Origin of the sequence: Pseudomonas sp. BNK-30, from assembly GCF_047456185.1 — a bacterium.
Taxonomy (GTDB): Bacteria; Pseudomonadota; Gammaproteobacteria; order Pseudomonadales; family Pseudomonadaceae; genus Aquipseudomonas; species Aquipseudomonas putida_E.
This window is the reverse complement of sequence record NZ_CP179904.1, coordinates 4,344,347-4,363,480: the sequence shown is the minus strand read 5'-3', so window position 1 is coordinate 4,363,480 and position 19,134 is coordinate 4,344,347. Positions and strand designations below refer to the sequence as shown.

The 19,134-nt window shown below is 62.8% G+C and carries 19 protein-coding genes and 2 pseudogenes; 8 read left to right on the top strand and 13 right to left on the bottom strand.

Annotated elements, in window-relative coordinates:
- Positions 1 to 74 precede the first annotated feature (74 nt).
- The 5 genes from ACMGGN_RS20240 to ACMGGN_RS20220 all read left to right on the top strand — a co-directional run bounded on the left by ACMGGN_RS20240 (position 75) and on the right by ACMGGN_RS20220 (position 7,137).
- Positions 75 to 1,754 carry a glucan biosynthesis protein G gene (locus ACMGGN_RS20240; RefSeq protein WP_239539342.1) on the top strand — a complete coding sequence of 560 codons (1,680 nt, stop codon included), beginning with the start codon at positions 75 to 77 and terminating at the stop codon, positions 1,752 to 1,754.
- Positions 1,747 to 4,320 carry a glucans biosynthesis glucosyltransferase MdoH gene (gene mdoH / locus ACMGGN_RS20235; protein ID WP_046785006.1) on the top strand — a complete coding sequence of 858 codons (2,574 nt, stop codon included), beginning with the start codon at positions 1,747 to 1,749 and terminating at the stop codon, positions 4,318 to 4,320. Before ACMGGN_RS20240 ends, mdoH begins: the two co-directional genes overlap by 8 nt.
- 218 nt (positions 4,321 to 4,538) lie before the next feature.
- Positions 4,539 to 5,336: a transporter substrate-binding domain-containing protein gene (locus tag ACMGGN_RS20230; RefSeq protein WP_046785173.1), complete on the top strand. Its 798-nt coding sequence runs from the start codon at positions 4,539 to 4,541 to the stop codon at positions 5,334 to 5,336.
- 111 nt (positions 5,337 to 5,447) lie between these two features.
- The gene (locus ACMGGN_RS20225) at positions 5,448 to 6,410 is read left to right on the top strand and encodes an amino acid ABC transporter permease (protein WP_012312384.1); all 963 of its coding nucleotides are present in this window, start codon (positions 5,448 to 5,450) and stop codon (positions 6,408 to 6,410) included.
- Positions 6,403 to 7,137: an amino acid ABC transporter ATP-binding protein gene (locus ACMGGN_RS20220; RefSeq protein ID WP_012312385.1), complete on the top strand. Its 735-nt coding sequence runs from the start codon at positions 6,403 to 6,405 to the stop codon at positions 7,135 to 7,137. Before ACMGGN_RS20225 ends, ACMGGN_RS20220 begins: the two co-directional genes overlap by 8 nt.
- Positions 7,138 to 7,211: 74 nt before the next feature.
- Here ACMGGN_RS20220 and ACMGGN_RS20215 read toward each other — a convergent pair whose 3' ends face one another.
- The 13 genes and pseudogenes from ACMGGN_RS20215 to ubiE all read right to left on the bottom strand — a co-directional run bounded on the left by ACMGGN_RS20215 (position 7,212) and on the right by ubiE (position 17,335).
- Positions 7,212 to 8,075: a methyl-accepting chemotaxis protein gene (locus ACMGGN_RS20215; protein WP_414156846.1), complete on the bottom strand. Its 864-nt coding sequence runs from the start codon at positions 8,073 to 8,075 to the stop codon at positions 7,212 to 7,214.
- Positions 8,070 to 9,155: pseudogene (locus ACMGGN_RS20210) on the bottom strand (methyl-accepting chemotaxis protein); the annotation flags it as partial. The pseudogene ACMGGN_RS20210 and the gene ACMGGN_RS20215, both read right to left, overlap by 6 nt.
- 182 nt (positions 9,156 to 9,337) lie before the next feature.
- Entirely contained in the window at positions 9,338 to 10,051 is a 714-nt protein-coding gene (locus tag ACMGGN_RS20205; RefSeq protein WP_414156845.1) for a methyl-accepting chemotaxis protein, read from the bottom strand.
- A 141-nt stretch (positions 10,052 to 10,192) separates the two neighbouring features.
- Positions 10,193 to 11,137: pseudogene (locus ACMGGN_RS20200) on the bottom strand (methyl-accepting chemotaxis protein); the annotation flags it as partial.
- A 217-nt stretch (positions 11,138 to 11,354) separates the two neighbouring features.
- Positions 11,355 to 12,062, bottom strand: a complete 708-nt coding sequence (locus tag ACMGGN_RS20195; protein ID WP_115273408.1) for a 16S rRNA (uracil(1498)-N(3))-methyltransferase — start codon at positions 12,060 to 12,062, stop codon at positions 11,355 to 11,357.
- Positions 12,059 to 12,850, bottom strand: a complete 792-nt coding sequence (tatC, locus tag ACMGGN_RS20190; RefSeq protein ID WP_012312389.1) for a twin-arginine translocase subunit TatC — start codon at positions 12,848 to 12,850, stop codon at positions 12,059 to 12,061. The genes ACMGGN_RS20195 and tatC overlap by 4 nt, the downstream gene beginning before the upstream one ends.
- Entirely contained in the window at positions 12,847 to 13,221 is a 375-nt protein-coding gene (gene tatB / locus ACMGGN_RS20185) for a Sec-independent protein translocase protein TatB (RefSeq protein WP_115273409.1), read from the bottom strand. Before tatB ends, tatC begins: the two co-directional genes overlap by 4 nt.
- 3 nt (positions 13,222 to 13,224) lie before the next feature.
- The gene (locus tag ACMGGN_RS20180; RefSeq protein ID WP_237859101.1) at positions 13,225 to 13,497 is read right to left on the bottom strand and encodes a twin-arginine translocase TatA/TatE family subunit; all 273 of its coding nucleotides are present in this window, start codon (positions 13,495 to 13,497) and stop codon (positions 13,225 to 13,227) included.
- Positions 13,498 to 13,522: 25 nt separating this feature from the next.
- The gene (locus tag ACMGGN_RS20175) at positions 13,523 to 13,858 is read right to left on the bottom strand and encodes a phosphoribosyl-ATP diphosphatase (protein ID WP_046785010.1); all 336 of its coding nucleotides are present in this window, start codon (positions 13,856 to 13,858) and stop codon (positions 13,523 to 13,525) included.
- A 1-nt stretch (position 13,859) separates the two neighbouring features.
- Positions 13,860 to 14,252, bottom strand: a complete 393-nt coding sequence (gene hisI, locus ACMGGN_RS20170; RefSeq protein WP_115273411.1) for a phosphoribosyl-AMP cyclohydrolase — start codon at positions 14,250 to 14,252, stop codon at positions 13,860 to 13,862.
- A 73-nt stretch (positions 14,253 to 14,325) separates the two neighbouring features.
- Positions 14,326 to 15,945, bottom strand: a complete 1,620-nt coding sequence (gene ubiB, locus ACMGGN_RS20165) for a ubiquinone biosynthesis regulatory protein kinase UbiB (RefSeq protein WP_115273412.1) — start codon at positions 15,943 to 15,945, stop codon at positions 14,326 to 14,328.
- A complete protein-coding gene (locus ACMGGN_RS20160; protein ID WP_046785013.1) occupies positions 15,942 to 16,565 on the bottom strand; it encodes an SCP2 domain-containing protein in 624 nt (207 codons plus the stop codon). The genes ubiB and ACMGGN_RS20160 overlap by 4 nt, the downstream gene beginning before the upstream one ends.
- Positions 16,565 to 17,335: a bifunctional demethylmenaquinone methyltransferase/2-methoxy-6-polyprenyl-1,4-benzoquinol methylase UbiE gene (gene ubiE / locus ACMGGN_RS20155; protein WP_414156246.1), complete on the bottom strand. Its 771-nt coding sequence runs from the start codon at positions 17,333 to 17,335 to the stop codon at positions 16,565 to 16,567. Before ubiE ends, ACMGGN_RS20160 begins: the two co-directional genes overlap by 1 nt.
- A gap of 124 nt (positions 17,336 to 17,459) precedes the next feature.
- Here ubiE and ACMGGN_RS20150 point away from each other — a divergent pair, with 124 nt between their 5' ends.
- The 3 genes from ACMGGN_RS20150 (at position 17,460) to ACMGGN_RS20140 (ending at position 19,041) form a co-directional block, all read left to right on the top strand.
- Positions 17,460 to 17,735 carry a polyhydroxyalkanoic acid system family protein gene (locus tag ACMGGN_RS20150; protein WP_046785014.1) on the top strand — a complete coding sequence of 92 codons (276 nt, stop codon included), beginning with the start codon at positions 17,460 to 17,462 and terminating at the stop codon, positions 17,733 to 17,735.
- A 111-nt stretch (positions 17,736 to 17,846) separates the two neighbouring features.
- Positions 17,847 to 18,266, top strand: a complete 420-nt coding sequence (locus ACMGGN_RS20145; RefSeq protein WP_046785015.1) for a phasin family protein — start codon at positions 17,847 to 17,849, stop codon at positions 18,264 to 18,266.
- Positions 18,267 to 18,276: 10 nt separating this feature from the next.
- Positions 18,277 to 19,041 carry a phasin family protein gene (locus ACMGGN_RS20140; protein ID WP_115273413.1) on the top strand — a complete coding sequence of 255 codons (765 nt, stop codon included), beginning with the start codon at positions 18,277 to 18,279 and terminating at the stop codon, positions 19,039 to 19,041.
- Positions 19,042 to 19,134: the final 93 nt, after the last annotated feature.

Here is a 19,134-nt window from a genome sequence, read left to right as displayed (position 1 = left end):
GGCGAGGGTTGCTCGTGATTGTTAGTCCCCATAAAGCATCTAGAATCCCCGGCAATCGGCTGCGCAAGGCCCTGATGGCCAGTGCCGCACTGGTCGGCCTGATGAGCGCGGGCCAGCTGTGGGCATTCAATCTTGACGATGTTGCAGCCAAGGCAAAGGATCTCGCCGGCCAGAAGTACGAAGCACCGAAAAGCAATCTGCCGGCAGTCTTCCGCGACATGAAGTTCGCCGACTACCAGAAGATTCGCTTCCTGCAGGAAAAGGCCGAGTGGGCCAAGGACAAGACGCCGTTCAAGCTGTCCTTCTACCACCAGGGCATGCACTTCGACACGCCGGTGAAAATCAACGAAGTCACCGCCACCACCGTCGAGGAAATCAAGTACGACCCGAACCGTTTCGAGTTCGGCGACGTGCCCCACGACCCGGATACCACCAAGAACCTGGGCTACGCCGGTTTCCGCGTGCTTTACCCGATCAACAAGGCCGACAAGCAGGATGAAATCATGACCCTGCTGGGGGCCAGTTATTTCCGTGTGGTCGGCAAAGGGCATGTGTACGGCCTGTCGGCCCGTGGCCTGGCCATCGACACCGCGCTGCCGTCGGGCGAAGAGTTCCCGCGGTTCACCGAATTCTGGGTCGAGAAACCCAAGCCGGCCGACAAGCACCTGGTGATCTACGCCTTGCTGGATTCGCCGCGCTCAACCGGTGCCTACAAGCTGATCCTGCGCCCGGGCAACGATACCGTGGTCGATGTGCAGTCCCGCGTGTTCCTGCGTGACCACGTCAGCCGTCTGGGCATCGCGCCGCTGACCAGCATGTACCTGTTCGGCCCTAACCAGCCCTCCAAGGTCATGAACTATCGCCCGGCCCTGCATGACTCCGAAGGCCTGTCGATCCACGCCGGTAACGGCGAGTGGCTGTGGCGCCCGCTGAACAACCCCAAACACCTGTCGGTGAGCAACTTCAGCGTCGAGAACCCGCGCGGTTTCGGCCTGATGCAGCGTCATCGCGATTTCAAGGATTACGAAGACCTCGACGACAACTACCAGAAGCGTCCGAGCGCCTGGATCGAGCCTAAGGGCGACTGGGGCAAAGGCACCGTCGATCTGGTCGAGATCCCGACTGCCGACGAAACCAACGACAATATCGTTGCCTTCTGGAGCCCAGAAACCCTGCCGGAGCCGGGCAAGCCGTTCGAGTACGACTACCGCATGCACTGGACCATCGACGAGTCGCGTTTCCAGGCCCAGGAGCTGGGTTCGGTTACCCAGACCATGCGTTCCACCGGTGACGTCAAGCAGTCCAACCTGATCCGTCAACCAGACGGTAGCGTAGCGTTCCTGGTCGACTTCGCCGGCCCGGCCTTGGCCGCCCTGCCGGAAGACGCCGCGGTACGCAGCCAGATCAGCGTCGGCGACAACGCAGAAGTGGTCGAGAACAATCTGCGCTATAACCCAGAGACCAAGGGCTGGCGCCTGACTTTGCGGTTGAAGATCAAGGAAGCCAAGAAGGCTACCGAGATGCGGGCCGCACTGGTCAGCGATGTTCCGGTCGAAGCAGCCAAGCCTGCCGAAGAAACCAAACACGACAAGACCGCAGCCAAGCATGGCAAGGCTGAAAAAGCCGCCAAGGCCGAGCAACCTGCCAAGGCCGAACAACCTGCCGCCGATGCGGCATCCACCAACGGGACCCCGGCCACCACCGAAAAAGTGCTGACCGAGACCTGGAGCTATCAGTTGCCTGCCGATGAGTAACTCAAGCGCAAGGCCGGAATCGCTTGGCGAGTACCTGGCCCACCTCCCACTGAGCGATGAGCAGCGCGCGGAACTCGCCAGTTGCACCTCGTTCAGTGAGTTGCACCAACGCCTGGCGGGCAATGCGACCGCCACCACCACTGAGGCCGTGCAGGCCTCGGTGGGCCCGCGCCTGACTGTAGGCAGCGCGGCCGAACTGGAAGATGCCCAGATGCTTGGCGTCGACGGCAGCGGCCGGCTTTGCCTGAAGATCGCACCGCCGATCAAGCGTACCCGGGTCGTGCCCGAGCCATGGCGCACCAATGTGCTGATCCGCATGTGGCGGCGCATGACCGGCCGCCCCAACGCGCCGCAGCCGCCAAAGCGCGAGTTGCCGCTGGCGCGCTGGCGCACGGTCGGCTCGATTCGCCGCTATATCCTGCTGACCCTCATGATCGGCCAGACGCTCGTCGCCGGCTGGTACATGAAGGGCATCCTGCCTTACCAGGGCTGGTCGTTCGTCGACCTCGACGAAGTGGTCAACCAGCCGTTGTGGGATACCGTAGTGCAGGTCTGGCCGTACGCGTTGCAAACGTCCATCCTGATCCTCTTCGGCATCCTCTTCTGCTGGGTGTCGGCGGGCTTCTGGACGGCGCTGATGGGCTTCCTCGAGTTGCTCACCGGCCGCGACAAATACCGTATCTCCGGCAGCAGTGCCGGCAGCGAGCCGATCGCTCCTGAAGCACGTACCGCGCTGGTGATGCCTATTTGCAACGAAGACGTGCCGCGCGTGTTCGCAGGGCTGCGGGCGACCTTCGAGTCGGTCGCCGCCAGCGGCAACCTCGACCGTTTCGATTTTTTCGTGCTCAGCGATACCAACGACACTGACATTGCCGTGGCCGAGCAACAGGCCTGGCTGGACGTGTGCCGCGAGACCAAAGGCTTCGGCCGCATCTTCTATCGCCGCCGCCGCCGCCGCGTGAAGCGCAAGAGCGGCAACCTCGACGACTTCTGCCGTCGCTGGGGTGGCGAATACAAGTACATGGTCGTGCTCGACGCCGACAGCGTCATGAGTGGCGAGTGCCTGAGCAGCCTGGTACGCCTGATGGAGGCCAATCCGGACGCTGGCATCATCCAGACCGCGCCCAAAGCCTCGGGTATGGACACGCTGTATGCGCGCATGCAGCAGTTCGCCACCCGCGTCTACGGCCCGCTGTTCACCGCCGGCCTGCACTTCTGGCAACTGGGCGAGTCGCACTACTGGGGCCACAACGCGATCATTCGCATGAAGCCTTTCATCGAGCACTGCGCCCTGGCGCCGTTGCCTGGCAAGGGCGCTTTCGCCGGCGCGATCCTTTCCCACGACTTCGTCGAAGCGGCGCTGATGCGCCGTGCCGGCTGGGGCGTGTGGATTGCCTATGACCTGCCGGGCAGCTATGAAGAGCTGCCGCCGAACCTGCTCGACGAGCTCAAGCGCGACCGCCGCTGGTGCCACGGCAACCTGATGAACTTCCGCCTGTTCCTGGTCAAGGGCATGCACCCGGTGCACCGTGCGGTTTTCCTCACGGGCGTGATGTCTTACCTGTCGGCGCCGCTGTGGTTCTTCTTCCTGGTGCTGTCGACCGCGCTGCTGGCAACCAACACGCTGATGGAGCCGCAATACTTCATCGAGCCGTACCAGCTCTACCCGCTGTGGCCGCAGTGGCACCCGGAGAAGGCCGTCGCGCTGTTCTCCACCACCATCGTGCTGCTGTTCTTGCCCAAGCTGCTCAGTATCATCCTGATCTGGGCCAAGGGCGCGGTCGAGTTCGGCGGGCGGTTCAAGGTCACCTTGTCGATGCTGATGGAGATGCTGTTCTCCATGCTGCTGGCGCCAGTGCGGATGATCTTCCACACCCGCTTCGTGCTGGCCGCATTCCTCGGCTGGGCTGCGACCTGGAACTCGCCGCAGCGTGACGACGACTCCACCCCGTGGAGCGAGGCGGTACGTCGCCACGGCCCGCAAACCCTGTTGGGTATTGCCTGGGCGGCGCTGGTGGCGTGGCTGAACCCGAGCTTCCTGTGGTGGCTGGCGCCGATCGTTGGTTCGCTGGTGCTGTCGATCCCCGTTTCGGTGATCTCCAGCCGCACACGCCTGGGCCTGGCGGCCAAGGACGAGAAGCTGTTCCTGATCCCTGAGGAGTACGCAACGCCCCAGGAGCTGCTCGCCACCGACCAGTACACCCACGAGAACCGCTGGCATGCCCTGCACGACGGCTTCGTCCGCGCTGTGGTCGACCCTCGGCAGAACGCCCTGGCCTGTGCCATGGCCACTGCCCGTCATGGCCAGGCAGCACCGATCGAGGCGATGCGCGCCGAGCGCCTTGCCAAGGCGATCGAGGTCGGGCCCAAAGGGCTGGACCTGGGTACTCGCCTTGCCTTGCTGAGCGACCCGGTCGCCTTGGCGCGTCTGCATGCACAGGTATGGGCCGAGCACAATGCCGCCTGGATCGACGTGTGGCGTGCATCGATCAACAACGACCCACATTCGCCGTTGTTGCCGTTGCACCCGGCGGACGAGGCGCAACCTAGCCTGGTTGGCGCCTGACCGACTCTGGGGCCGCTATGCGGCCCTTTCGCCGGCTTGCCGGCGACAGGGTTTTCCAATCTTTCTCATCCCCTCGGATTTTGGCCAACAAAGTCCCCCCCGGCTCTAGGTCCCAGGGCCGCCATGCGTTAGCATCCCTCTCCGATAAGCCATGCCGGCCGGTACGGCCGTGCCAACAATAAGATTCGCTACTTTTCTTGCTAGGGGACTTGGTGATGATGAAGAAATACCTTTCGCGGCTGCTGGTCGGCGTCACGGCGCTGGTCGCGGTGGCCTCGGCCCAGGCCGGTGCCATCGACGACGCGGTCAAGCGCGGTACCTTGCGGGTGGGCATGGACCCGACCTACATGCCGTTCCAGATGACCAACAAGCGCGGCGAAATCATCGGCTTCGAAGTCGATATCCTCAAAGCCATGGCCAAATCCATGGGCGTCAAGCTGGAGACCGTCTCCACCGCCTATGACGGCATCATCCCGGCCCTGCTGACCGACAAGTTCGACATGATCGGCAGCGGCATGACCCTGACCCAGGAACGCAACCTGCGCCTGAACTTCAGCGAACCGTTCATCGTGGTTGGCCAGACCCTGCTGATCCGCAAGGATCTGGCTGGCGAGATCAAGTCGTACAAAGACCTGAACAACGAGAAGTACCGCATCACCTCCAAGCTCGGTACCACCGGCGAGATGGTCGCCAAGAAGCTGATCGCCAAGGCCACGTACCATGGCTACGACAATGAGCAGGAAGCGGTGATGGACGTGGTCAACGGCAAGGCTGATGCCTTTGTCTACGATGCGCCGTACAACGTGGTGGCGGTCGACAAGGCCGGTGCCGGCAAGCTGCTGTTCCTCGACGAGCCCTTCACCTACGAGCCGCTGGCATTCGGCTTGAAGAAGGGCGATTACGACAGCATCAACTTCATCAACAACTTCCTGCACCAGATCAAGCACGACGGGACCTACGATCGTATCCACGACAAGTGGTTCAAGAACAAGGACTGGCTGAAGGAAATGGAATAAGAAGTAGCTTCAAGCCGCAAGCTGCAAGCTGCAAGAGGAGGTGGGCCAATACGCGGTCTGCTTTTCCTTGCAGCTTGTGGCTTGCGGCTTGCCGCTTTCTGGAGTAACCCCGTGATCAAACACAAGAAAGCCCAATGGCCCTGGCATGCGCTGACGGCGCTGGTCCTGGTGGGCCTGGCGATCAGCCTGTACCTGGCCACCTCGATGATTTCCTACGAGTGGCGCTGGAACCGCGTACCACAATACTTTGCCTACAAGGCCGAGGACGTGCAGCGTGCCAGCGATTACGGCACGGTGCAGGACATCGTCGTCTCCGGCGATAACGCCCGCGTTACGCTCAAGGATGAGAACGGCGGTGAGCAGGTGCTCGATGTGGCCAAGGACAGCCTACAACTGAGCCGCGGTGACGATGTGGCCGAAGGTGATCAGGTCGGCGTCACCCGTCACTGGGCTGCTGGCCCACTGGCCTGGGGCCTGTGGACCACATTGTGGATCTCGGTAGTGTCCGGGGCGCTGGGCCTGGTGATCGGCCTGTTTGCCGGGTTGTGCCGGTTGTCGAACAACCCGACCCTGCGCGACCTGTCGACCGTCTATGTCGAACTGGTGCGCGGCACGCCGCTGCTGGTGCAGATATTCATCTTCTACTTCTTCATCGGTACCGTGCTCAACCTGTCCCGTGAGTTCGCCGGGGTGGCAGCGCTGGCGCTGTTCACCGGTGCTTACGTGGCCGAGATCGTGCGGGCCGGCGTGCAGTCGATCGCCAAGGGGCAGAATGAGGCGGCCCGCTCGCTCGGCCTTAACGCCAGCCAGTCGATGCGTCACGTGATCCTGCCGCAGGCGTTCAAACGCGTACTGCCTCCGCTGGCCGGGCAGTTCATCAGCCTGGTCAAGGACACCTCGCTGGTCTCGGTGATCGCCATCACCGAACTGACCAAGAGCGGCCGTGAGGCCATCACCACTTCGTTCTCGACATTCGAGATATGGTTCTGCGTGGCAGGCCTGTACCTGCTGATCAACCTGCCGCTGTCGCATCTGGCCAGCCGGCTCGAGCGGAGGCTTGCGCAAAGTGATTGAAGTCCGTGACCTTTTGAAAGTGTTCGACACCCGAGGCCAGGTAGTGCGTGCGGTGGACAACGTCACCACCCAGGTGGCCAAGGGTGAAGTGGTCGTGGTGCTTGGCCCGTCGGGGTCCGGCAAGTCGACCTTCCTGCGCTGCCTCAACGGCCTGGAGCATTTCGACGAGGGCCATGTGGCCATCAACGGGCTGCGGTTGGAAGATCCGAAAACCGACATCAACGCCTACCGCCGCGAAGTCGGCATGGTGTTCCAGCATTTCAACCTGTTCCCGCACATGACGGTGCTGGAAAACCTGTGCCTGGCGCAGAAGGTCGTGCGCAAGCGTGGCAAGGCAGAGCGTGAGGCCAAGGCGCGGGCGTTGCTGGAAAAGGTGGGTATCTCGGAGAAGGCCAATGAGTACCCCTCGCGGCTTTCCGGTGGTCAGCAGCAACGGGTGGCGATTGCCCGTGCGCTGGCGATGGAGCCCAAGGTGATGCTGTTCGACGAGCCGACCTCCGCGCTCGACCCGGAAATGGTCGGTGAAGTGCTGGACGTGATGAAGACACTGGCCCAGGAAGGCATGACCATGGTCTGCGTGACCCATGAAATGGGTTTTGCCCGCGAAGTGGCCGACCGCGTGCTGTTCTTCGATCACGGCAAGCTGCTGGAGGATTCGGCGCCTGCGGCGTTCTTTGCCTCGCCGAAGGATCCGCGGGCGCAAGCGTTCCTGCGCCAAGTGCTCTGAAAGCAGCTGCAAGCTAAAGCCGGGCGGTGATGGGCGGCCCATAGCGTTCGGCTTTAGCTTGTGGCTTGAAGCTTTCAGAGGCTGAAACGCCCGACCATACCTCGCAGCTGCTGGCCCAGCTGCTCCAGCTCGCCGCTTGAAGCTGCCGTTTGTTCGCTGGCCGCACTGGTCTGGTCTGACGCATCGCGCACGCTGATCACACTGCGGTTTATCTGTTCGGCCACCACACTCTGTTGCTCGCTGGCCGTGGCAATCTGCTGGTTCATGCCCTGGATGCTCGACACCGTATCGGTGATCTGGCTCAAGGCATCCCCGGCCTTGCGGCTCAGCTCGACACTTTGTTCGGTCAGGCGTTTGCTGTTGTCGAGCAGGCTGGTCACCTCGTCGGTGCCGTTGTGCAAGCTTTCGATCAATTGCTCGATCTCCTCCGTGGACTGCTGTGTACGCTGCGCCAAGCCGCGCACTTCATCAGCCACCACGGCAAAACCACGGCCGGCCTCACCTGCTCGGGCAGCCTCGATGGCAGCGTTGAGCGCCAACAGGTTGGTTTGCTCGGAGACCGACTTGATCACATCGAGAATGCTGCCAATGCGCTGGCTTTCGCCCGCCAGATGCTGCATAGCTGCCAGGCAGTCGTCCATTTGCCTGGCCAGTTGCTCGATACGGCCAATGGCTTCAGTCACCACCTCATCGCCCTGCTGGGCCTGCTGGTCGGCGTTGGTTGCCGCCAATGAAGCTTGTTCGGCGTTTTGCGCGACTTCCTGGACCGTGGCGCTCATCTGGTTCATGGCAGTGGCGACCTGATCGGTTTCCTCGCGCTGCTGGCTGATGCGCAGCTTGGTGTCCTCGCTGCTGGCTGCCAGTTGTGTGGCGGCCTGAGACAAATGGCCAACACCTTGATCGATACCGCCGATCAGCTTGCGCAGGCTCAGGGTCATTTCCTGCATGCTGGCCTGCAGCTGGCCCATTTCGTCACGACGACCCACAGGCTCCACCTGGCTCAGGTCACCCCGGGCGATGCGCGCTGCCACCGCCAGGGTCTGGCGTAGCGGCTGGGTGATCTGCAAGGTGATCAGCCAGCCGGCTGCTACGCCCACCAGCAAGGCCAGTACCGCAACGCTGGTCAACAGCGAGCGGGCGGCCAGTGCTTCGCTGTCGCGCTGCTCGACCTTCCTTTCACCCAACTCCAGGCTCACAGCACGCAGTTCGTTGCCCATCTGCTCCATTTCGCTTTGCAACTGCTCGACAATCAGGGCGGCGCTTCGATACTGACCGAGGGTGGCTCGGTACTTGCCCAGCTCGACGCCAGGCTGCTCCATCACTGCCCGCGGCAGGCCCAAGGGGGTAAGAGCCTTGATCAGTTGTTCGAGGCTTTTGTCGGCGGCGTCCAGTGCAACCTCGCCGACCTTGGCGTAGTCCTCTAGCGGTGAGAAAGTGTAGGCCGGCACGAGGCTTTGCTGATTGGCCCCGTCTACGTGGCGGCTGAGGGTGTCCATCAGCCCCAGTAGGCCACCTTGTTGGGTATCGGCGGGCATTTTCAGCAATGCCTGGGTCTCGAGCTCATCAATGACGGCGTTGAGTTTTTGTTCCTGCGCCTGCATGGCCTCGCGCAGGGCACGTCGGCTTTCGACGGTACGCTGCAAGCTGGCAAAGTTGTCGTTCAGCCGCTGCAGCAGTTGCAGCTTCTGGGTGAGTATCTGGCGTGACTCGTCGACACTACTGCGTTGTTGCAGTGTCGTCAGCATGCCGTCGAGCTGTTGCAGGATGCTGCTTATCTGCGCCTTGCTGGCATCATCGGCCAGCACCCTATAGGTAATGCGCTCGGCACGCAGATCCTTGACCAGATCATTGATCCGGCCAATTTCGCTGAGCTGTTCCGAGCGGGTAATGGCGCCGTCCAGAGCGCGCCAGCCACTGACCGCGGTGGCCAAGGTTAGCAGCAGCACTACGGCGAAACCCAAGGCGAGCTTGGCGCCGACACTGATGTTGCCAATCCTGCGGTTGAGGTAGCTGAACATGGCAAGTCTCCATCCAGTTGAGTGGGTAAGCCACGCTGGCGCTTTGCCGGCATGGCACTCCTGCCCATCGGCGGATGGCTTGTAGGACTTGACCTGAAAATAAGGTAGGAAACTTCAGTAGCGCATGTAGGAATTAGTACCAGCCCTGTCGGCAGCTCGTTTGCGACAGGGCTGGCGTGTGCTTAAAGCCTGAAACGGCCAACCAGGTTCTGCAGGTGTGTGCCCAGCCGCGCAAGCTCGACACTGGAGCTGGCCGTCTCCTCACTCGCCGCCGAAGTCTGGTCGGAGATATCCCGCACATTGATCACGCTGCGGTTGATCTCCTCGGCGGTCGCACTCTGCTGTTCGGCGGCCGTGGCGATCTGCTGGTTCATCGCCTGGATCGACGACACGGTTCGGGTGATGGTCTCCAGCGAAGTGCCGGCGCGGCGGGTCAGCTCGACGCTGCTGTCGGTGAGCTGGCGGCTGGCGTCCATCACGCTGGCCACCCGCTGCGTTCCGCTTTGCAAACCGGCAATCAGCTCTTCGATCTCTTCGGTGGACTGCTGGGTACGCTGCGCCAGGCTGCGCACTTCGTCGGCGACCACGGCAAAGCCACGGCCGGCCTCACCGGCCCGCGCCGCTTCGATGGCCGCATTGAGGGCCAGCAGGTTGGTTTGCTGGGCCACCGACTTGATCACATCCAGCACGCTGCCGATCTTGTCGCTTTCGGCCTTGAGCTGGTTCATCGCCTCGCTGGAGTTGACCACTTCACCGGCCAGGCGCTCGATTTGCGCCACCGCTTCGCTGACAACCCGATCACCTTCACGCGCCTGCTGATCCGCCATGAGGGCCGCCTCCGAGGCTTGCTCAGCATTGCGTGCCACTTCATGCACGGTGGCCGCCATTTCGTTCATGGCAGTGGCCACCTGGTCGGTTTCGACCTTTTGGTTGTTGACCCCGGCGCTGGTCTGCTCGGTTACCGCCGAAAGCTCTTCGGCGGCGCTGGCTATCTGCGTGACACCGTCACCGATACCACCGATCAGTTCGCGCAGGCCTTGGGTCATGCGCTGCATGCTGGCCTGCAACTGCCCCAGCTCGTCGCGGCGGGTTGCCAGAAGGTCCTGGCGCAGGTCGCCGTTGGCCACGCGCTCGGCGGCGGCCAGTGTCTGGCGCAGCGGGACGATGATCTGCCGAGTGATGGCCCAGGCCGCGAGCAGGCCCAGTACCAACGCCAGTGCCGTGGCAGAGGCAAGCAAGGTTTTTGCCTTGCGCGAGCCTGCATCGCGGACTTCGGTCTGTGAAACCGTCATCTTCTGGCTGTTATCCATCAGCACGGTGCCTTGATCAGTCATCACCTGCAGGGCCTGATCACTGGCCGATTGCGCGCTACCGAACTGGTTGACCGCATCGCGGTAAGCGGCGAGGGCCGACATCGAGTCATCGAGGCTGGCGGCATATTCGGCGGGCAGCTTGGCCGGTAGCGCCTTGAGGTTGGTCATGGCCTGGTCGATGGCGTTGAGCGCAGTCTGCTGGTAGTTCGCTTCGCCACTGTAGGTGTAGCCGCGCACCTGGAAGCGTGCTTGCTGTAGCAGGGCACTGACCTCTACCGTGCTCTGGTAGGGCGTGATATCGCCGGCTTGCAGCAGGCGCTCTTGCACCCTGCTGATAAGCTCGGCTGCCTTGTCGGCACTGTCACCCAGTGCGCTTCGGCTGGCTTCGCGTCGTTGCCCGGCCTGCTTGAGGTCGGCGAAAGCTTGCTGATATTTGCGCACCGCCTCCTGCTGTTGCTGCAGGCGCTGATGATCGACGGGTTGCTCGATCTGGCCGAGCATGAGGCTGATCTGGCGGTCGAGGCCAGCGAGGGCTTTTTCCAGTTCGCCGATCGCCGCTTCGTTGCGATCGCGCTGGTAATGCTGACGCGCGATGCGCAGTTCCTGGGTGCCCTGGCTGATGACCGAGATATTGCCCAGCTTGTCACCACGGTCGATGATGCTGTTCATGCCTTGCCAGCCAGTGAAGGTGATGGCCAGAGTCAGTAACAGTACCAGGCCAAAGCCCAGCCCCAGTTTGCGATTGACGCTCACATTTCCCAGCGTTTCGGTAACCCATCGGAACATGTTCGACTCCCCGGTAAACTTGGCAGCACGGATTATTGTTGTGTTGCCTAGGCATCGGCCTGCGCCGGGGAAACTTGATGGGAAAATCCTGACCCGTTTGTCAGAAAATCCTTGAAAGCAAGGCTGTTACGGCGGTTTCCACACGCAGGATGCGGTCACCCAACTGCACTGGCGCGAGCCCTGCTTTGCCCAGCAACTCGACTTCGTAGGGGATCCAGCCGCCCTCGGGGCCAATGGCCAGTGTCACCGGGCCTTCGACGGCGCGCGGGCACGCGGGGTAGGGGCCGGGGTGGCCAACCAGGCCCAGGGTGCCGTCGGCGATGGCAGGCAGGCGGTCTTCGACGAACGGTTTGAAGCGTTTTTCGATGACCACCTCGGGCAGCACCGTGTCGCGGGCCTGTTCCAGGCCCAGTATCAGGTTGTCGCGGATGCTCTCGGGGTTGAGGAACGGCGTCTGCCAGAAGCTTTTTTCGACCTTGTAGCTGTTGACCAGGATCAACCGCTGTACGCCCAGTGTGGCGACGGTCTGGAACAGCCTGCGCAGCATTTTTGGCCGCGGCACGGCCAGCACCAGGGTCAGCGGCAGCTTGGCCGGCGGCGGCTGGTCGAAGCCGACTTCAAGCTCGGCTTCGTGCTGTGCCAGACGTACCACGGTGGCGGTGCCCATCAGGCCATTGATGCGGCCCACGCGCAGGCTGTCGCCCACCACCACGCGGTGAATCTCCTGCATATGGGTGAAGCGCCGATCGGCAAGGACGACGCGGTCGGCCGACACGAAGTCGGCCTCTTCAAGAAGCAACAGGTTCACGGCTGGGTCGCTGGTGGCTGGTCGTTGGGGTCGTTTGCCGTGTCATCTTCGGCGTGGCTGCGCTTGCGGATCAGGCTGCCACACAGCACGCCGATCTCGAACAGCAGCCACATGGGCACGGCGAGCAAGGTCTGCGAGAAGATGTCGGGCGGGGTCAGGATCATGCCGACCACGAAGCAGCCGATGATCACGTAGGGGCGGATTTTCTTCAGGTATTGCACGTCGACCACGCCGATCCACACCAGCAGCACCACCGCTACCGGGATCTCGAAGGCAACACCGAAGGCGAAGAACAACGTCATGACGAAGTCCAGATAACTGGAAATGTCGGTCATCATCGACACGCCTTCCGGCGTGGCGCTGGCGAAGAAGCCGAAGATCAGCGGGAACACCAGGAAGTAGGCGAAGGCCATGCCGGCATAGAACAGGAAGATGCTCGACACCAGCAGCGGAATGGCGATGCGCTTTTCGTGGCGATACAGGCCAGGCGCGATAAAACCCCAGATCTGCTGCAGGATGAACGGGATCGCCAGGAACAGCGAAACGATCATGGTCAGCTTGAACGGCGTCAGGAACGGCGAGGCCACGTCGGTGGCGATCATCGTGGCGTTGGCCGGCAGGTGTTCGCGCAGTGGCGCCGAGACCAGGGTGTAGATCTGCTGGGCGAAGGAGAACAGCCCGGCAAAAATCAGGAAGATGGCAGCCACGCAGCGCAGCAGGCGGGTGCGCAGTTCGGTCAGGTGCGAGACCAGCGGCATGGGCTGGTCGTCTTGCGGTTTTTCGCTCATGGGGCTCGCGGCGGTTGAGGCTGTTCGGGCTGCTCAGGCGCAGGCGCCGGCGCTACCGGTGCCGATGTTGGCGTGGCGGCGGGCTGCTCGGTGGCCACAGCGGCGGGTGGCTGGGCAGGCGGCGTCAGCGGGTTGAGGATGCGCTTGGCTTCCTGTTCCATTTGCAGGATGTGCTCGTTGTGCAACTGTCGGCGGATGTCATCGGCACCGATTTCGCGCTCGACTTCCATCTTGATCGAATTGAAGCTGCGCTTGAGCCGGCCGATCCACAGCCCTGCAGTGCGCGCGGCGCCGGGCAGGCGCTCGGGGCCGAGCACCAGCAGCGCGACGAGGCCGACGAGCAGTAACTCGCTGAAACTCATGCCGAACATGGTTCAGTCTTTCCGCTGCGGCTCTTGGACCGGTTGCGCCTGGCCCTCGATGGTGTGGCCCTGTGGCTGTTGTGCGGTGTTCTGCACCGGCGGTACCGGCTGGGCAGGCGGTGGGGTCTGCTCGGTGGGTTTGCTTTCTTCTTCGTTCATGGCTTTGCGGAAGCCCTTGATCGATTCGCCAAGGTCACTGCCGAAGTTCTTCAGCTTCTTGGTGCCGAACACCAGGACGACGACGACCAGCAGGACGATCCAGTGTTTCCAGTCAAAAATACCCATGGTGCTCTCCTAGAATGCTATTTGGTCAGGCCGAGGGCTCGCGAGCGGCCTTTTCATCGTGCCCGGACAGGCCGAAGCGGCGTTCCAGTTCATCGAGCACGGCTTGTGGGTGCTGGCCCAGTGCACTGAGCATGACCAGGCTATGAAACCACAGGTCGGCGGTTTCATAGATGACATCACTGCAATCCTTGCTGACCTCTGCGTCCTTGGCAGCGATGATGGTCTCGACGGACTCTTCGCCGAGCTTTTCGAGGATCTTGTTCAGGCCCTTGTGGTACAGGCTGGCCACGTAGGAGCTGTCGGGGGCCGCGTGCTTGCGTTCTTCGAGCACTTCGGCCAGGCGGTTGAGGGTGTCGCTCATGTCAGTGTCCTGCGTTGTAGATGGCATGCGGGTCTTTCAACACCGGATCGACGGTTTTCCACTGGCCGTCTTCGAAGACGCGGTAGAAGCAGCTTTCACGGCCGGTATGGCAGGCGATATGGCCCAGTTGCTCGACCATCAGGATGATCACGTCGGCATCACAGTCCAGGCGCATTTCGTGCAGCTTCTGCACATGCCCCGATTCCTCGCCCTTGCGCCACAGCTTGCCACGCGAGCGCGACCAGTAGATGGCGCGTTGCTCGGCGGCAGTGAGGGCCAGCGATTCGCGGTTCATCCAGGCCATCATCAGCACGCGTCCGGTCTTGTGGTCCTGGGCGATCGCCGGTACCAGGCCGTCGCTGCTCCACTTGATCTCGTCCAGCCACTCTTTCATCGTCGACTCCAAAACCGGGCCCGCTCCTGTACCGGGCCCTTTGCGCTAGTGTGCCAGCCAGCAGCGCGGCTGGCTATTGGCGCACGATCAGGTAAAGGCCTGCGGCCAGCATCAGCCAAGCCGGCCAGGCGGCCGGGGCGGCGAGGCTGGCGGCCTCGGCGGCGCCGGCGGCCAGCACCGCACCGCCACCCAGCAGGCCGGCACCGAGCAGGCGCAGTGCCCAGCGGTCGCCCTGGCGGCGCCGCTCCGGCAGTTGCGGGTCGTGCAGGTGCGGCTGGGAAAGACGTTCGAGCAGGTCGCGGGTCATGCCGGCCAGGTGCGGCAGCTGTTCGGCCTGGCTGTACAGGTTGCCGAACATGGCCTTGGGGCTGTAGCGCTCGCGCATCCAGCGTTCCAGGAACGGTTTGGCGGTACTCCACAGGTCAAGGTCGGGGTACAGCTGGCGGCCCAGGCCCTCGATGTTGAGCAGGGTCTTCTGCAGCAGCACCAACTGCGGCTGGACTTCCATGTTGAAGCGCCGGGCAGTCTGGAACAGGCGCATCAGCACTTGGCCGAAGGAAATGTCCTTGAGCGGTTTTTCGAAGATCGGCTCGCACACGGTACGGATGGCCGCTTCGAATTCATTGACCTTGGTGTGCGCCGGTACCCACCCCGAGTCGATGTGCAGCTCGGCGACACGGCGGTAGTCGCGCTTGAAGAAGGCGATCAGGTTGCGTGCCAGGTAGTCCTGGTCTTCGGCGGTGAGGCTGCCGACGATGCCGCAGTCGATGGCGATGTATTGCGGGCTCCACGGCTTGACCGTGCTGACGAAGATATTGCCGGGGTGCATGTCGGCATGGAAGAAACTGTGGCGGAACACCTGGGTGAAAAACACCTCCACACCGCGCTCGGCCAGCAGTTTCATGTCGGTGCGCTGGTCGGCCAGGGTGGCCATGTCGGTCACCGGCACGCCGTAGATGCGCTCCATCACCAGCACCTTGGGGCGGCACAGGTCCCAGTAGACCTGGGGCACGTACATCAGCTCCGAGCCTTCGAAGTTGCGCCGCAGCTGGCTGGCGTTGGCCGCCTCGCGGAGCAGGTCGAGTTCGTCGTAGATGGTTTTTTCGTAGTCGCCGACGATTTCCACCGGGTGCAGGCGGCGGGCATCGGCCGAAGCCCGCTCGGCGCCTTTTGCGATCAGGAACAGCCAGGCAAGGTCCTGGGCGATCACTGGTTTGAGGCCCGGGCGTACTACCTTGACCACCACTTCCTCGCCGGTCTTCAGGCGCGCGGCATGCACCTGGGCCACCGAGGCCGAGGCCAGCGGCTCGACGTCGAAGCGGCTGAACACCTCACCCACCTTGGCGCCAAGCTGGCTTTCGATCAGCGCCACGGCCTGTTTCGGGTCGAACGGCGGTACGCGGTCCTGCAGCAGCATCAGCTCGTCGGCGATGTCGGTGGGCAGCAGGTCGCGGCGGGTGGACAGCAACTGGCCGAATTTGATGAAGATCGGCCCCAGGTCCTGAAGCGCCAGGCGCAGGCGGGCTCCCCGGCTGAGTTCGGAGGGTGTGCGAGGCAACCAGCGCCATGGCATCAGCAGGCGCAGGCTGCGCAGCCACCACGGCAGCGGCAGGTCGAAGAGCAGGTCATCGAGGCGGTAGCGGATCACCACGCGCTGGATGCGAAAGAGACGACGGACGGCGAGCAGCTTCATGCGTTATCGCTGGTATCAAGGGATCGGGAGAGGCGCTGCAGGCGCGCCTCGAGGCGTTCTAGATCGACCTTCAGGGTATCGAGCTCGCTGAAGGCGGCTTCGGCTTCGCGCTTGCCTACCAGGGTGCGCGACTCTTCGGCCAGGTACTCGGACAGGTTCTGGCTGAAGCGTGCCAGGCCTTGGCGGGTCCAGCGTGCACGCAGGCGCACGTGGCCGGCGAGCAGCGAGGTGGCGACCGGGCCGAGCCAGCGTTGCAGTTCGTGTTCCCAGTCCAGCTCCAGGTCTTGCAACACACCGAACAGGTCGAGCAGCACGGCACTGTCGCCATGCAGCTCGACCTGAGGGCTATGCAGCACGGCCGTCTTGTCCTTGGCCACGGCCAGTTGCAGCAGGCTCCCGGCTGGCGCGCGCAGGCTGCAGTCGACCTCGCCTTGCCAGTGGGCGGCAAGCATCAGGCCCTCTTCATCGGGCAGGATGAACACTTGCAGGGCCGGCTGGCGACAATCGATTTCGATGACCTTGCCTTCCAGCGCGCCCAGCCGCGGCAATGCCGTGCTGTCCATGCGCAGGACGCGGTTCAGGCCATGTTCGACGCTGGCGAGCAGCCCTGCCAGCAACATCAGGGCTTGATTCCCCGGTGCACGGCGACGATGCCGCTGGTCATGTTGTGGTAGGTGACCCGGTCGAAACCGGCATCGACCATCATGGCCTTGAGGGTTTCCTGGTCGGGGTGCATGCGGATCGATTCGGCGAGGTAGCGGTAGCTCTCGGAGTCATTGGTGATCAGCTTGCCGGCCAGGGGCATGAAGGCGAACGAGTAGGCGTCGTAGGCCTTGGACATCAGCTTGTTGGTCGGCTTGGAGAACTCCAGGATCAACAGGCGCCCGCCCGGCTTGAGCACGCGCAGCATCGAGCGGATGGCTTCGTCCTTGTGGGTGACGTTGCGCAGGCCGAAGGCGATGGTCACGCAGTCGAAGTGGTTGTGCGGGAATGGCAGTTTCTCGGCATCGGCCTGGACGAATTCGATGTTGCCGGCAACGCCACGGTCGAGCAGGCGGTCGCGGCCGACCTTGAGCATCGAGTCGTTGATGTCGGCGAGCACCACTTGGCCGGTAGGGCCGACCAGGCGCGAGAACTTGGCTGCCAGATCACCCGTGCCGCCGGCGATGTCCAGCACCCGATTGCCGCTACGCACACCTGACAGCTCGATGGTGAAGCGCTTCCACAGGCGGTGCATGCCGCCGGAAAGCACGTCGTTCATCAGGTCGTACTTGGCAGCCACCGAGTGGAACACTTCGGCGACTTTCTTCGCCTTCTGGCTCTCGGGCACATCCTGGTAACCGAAATGGGTGGTGGGTTCGGCGTGTTCGCCTTTGCGCTGGTCGTTCATATCGCTTCACCGGAAAAAATTATCGCCATTCTAGGGCGAACGGGCGCATTTGTCTTGGCGGGGTGTACCGTGCGGCAGGGGCGGGCATAATGCCGATTATGTCTTCATATCCAGGAACACCCGCATGACCCAGATCAGCGTCGAACGCAAACACTCCCTCGGTCGCGAGGCCGCCCGTGCCAAGGCCCAAGCGCTGGTGGACAAACTGAGCCAGGAATACGACCTCAAGGCCACCTGGAACGGTGACCGTGTGGACGTCGCCCGCAGCGGCGCCAACGGCAGCGTACATATTGGCGAGGACAGCATCCGTGTCGAATTGAAGTTGGGCATGATGCTGTCGATGATGAGCGGCACCATCAAGAGTGAGATCGAGCGGGCGCTGGACAAGGCTCTGGTCTGAAAGCTGCAGCTGCTCTTAGGGTGAAGATTCTAATTTCACTCATTACCTTATGCTCAAGCCCAGCCTCCATGGGCGGTTTCTCCCTCCACTCATGAGCATGAGGTATAGAGCATGGCCAAAGTGAATGTGAAGAAAAAGGATGACGCCCAAAGCACGCTGGGCGAGGTGCGCGGCTACGCGCGCAAGATCTGGCTGGCAGGCATCGGCGCTTACGCCCGTGTTGGCCAGGAGGGTTCGGACTACTTTCAGGAGCTGGTAAAAGCCGGTGAAGGGGTCGAGAAACGTGGCAAGAAGCGCATCGACAAAGAACTCGATGCCGCCAACACCCAGATCGACGAAGCGAGCGAAGAAGTCAGCCGCGTACGTGGCAAGGTCGAAGTTCAACTCGACAAGATCGAGAAGGCTTTCGACGCGCGGGTCGGTCGCGCCTTGAATCGCCTCGGCATTCCGTCTAAACATGACGTTGAGGCGTTGTCCATCAAGCTTGAACAGCTGCATGAGCTGCTTGAGCGCGTCGCGCACAAACCATAAGGAGAGCAGGATGGCTGGCAAGAAGAATTCCGACAAAGACGGCAGCTCCTGGGTCGGCGGGGTCGAGAAGTACTCCCGCAAGATCTGGCTGGCAGGGCTGGGTATCTATTCGAAGATCGACCAGGACGGCCCGAAGCTGTTCGACTCGCTGGTGAAAGATGGCGAGAAGGCCGAGAAGCAGGCGAAGAAAACCGCCGAGGATGTCGCCGATAACGCCAAGGCCTCGACCACTTCGCGTGTGTCCGGCGTGAAAGATCGCGCACTGGGCAAGTGGAGCGAGCTCGAAGAAGCCTTCGACAAACGCCTGAACAGCGCCATTTCGCGCCTCGGTGTGCCAAGCCGGAACGAGATCAAGGCCCTGCACCAGCAGGTCGATAGCCTGACCAAGCAGATCGAGAAGCTGACCGGCGCCTCGGTCACACCGGTCTCCTCGCGCGCTGCTGCAGCCAAACCGGCAGCCAGCAAGACTGCGGCCAAACCGCTGGCCAAGGCAGCAGCGAAGCCTGCGGCGAAAACCGCGGCGGCAAAACCTGCGGCCAAGACTGCTGCGGCCAAGCCAGCAGCGAAACCTGCAGCCAAGCCGGTTGCCGCCAAGCCTGCAGCCAAACCCGCTGCGGCGAAGAAGCCCGCCGTGAAAAAAGCGCCGGCCAAACCCGCCGCCGCCAAACCGGCAGCCCCAGCGGCCAGCGCCACACCGGCCGCTACCGCAGCGCCGTCGCCAAGCGCGGCACCGGCCAGCAGCGCGCCGTCGGCACCGGTGAGCGCTGAAGCCTGACACCGGGTTGCCCTCATCGTCGGCAAGCCGGCTCCCACAGGTACCCCGCTGGTTTCAATGCCAGCAGGGTAGGTGTGGGGCCGGCTTGCCGGC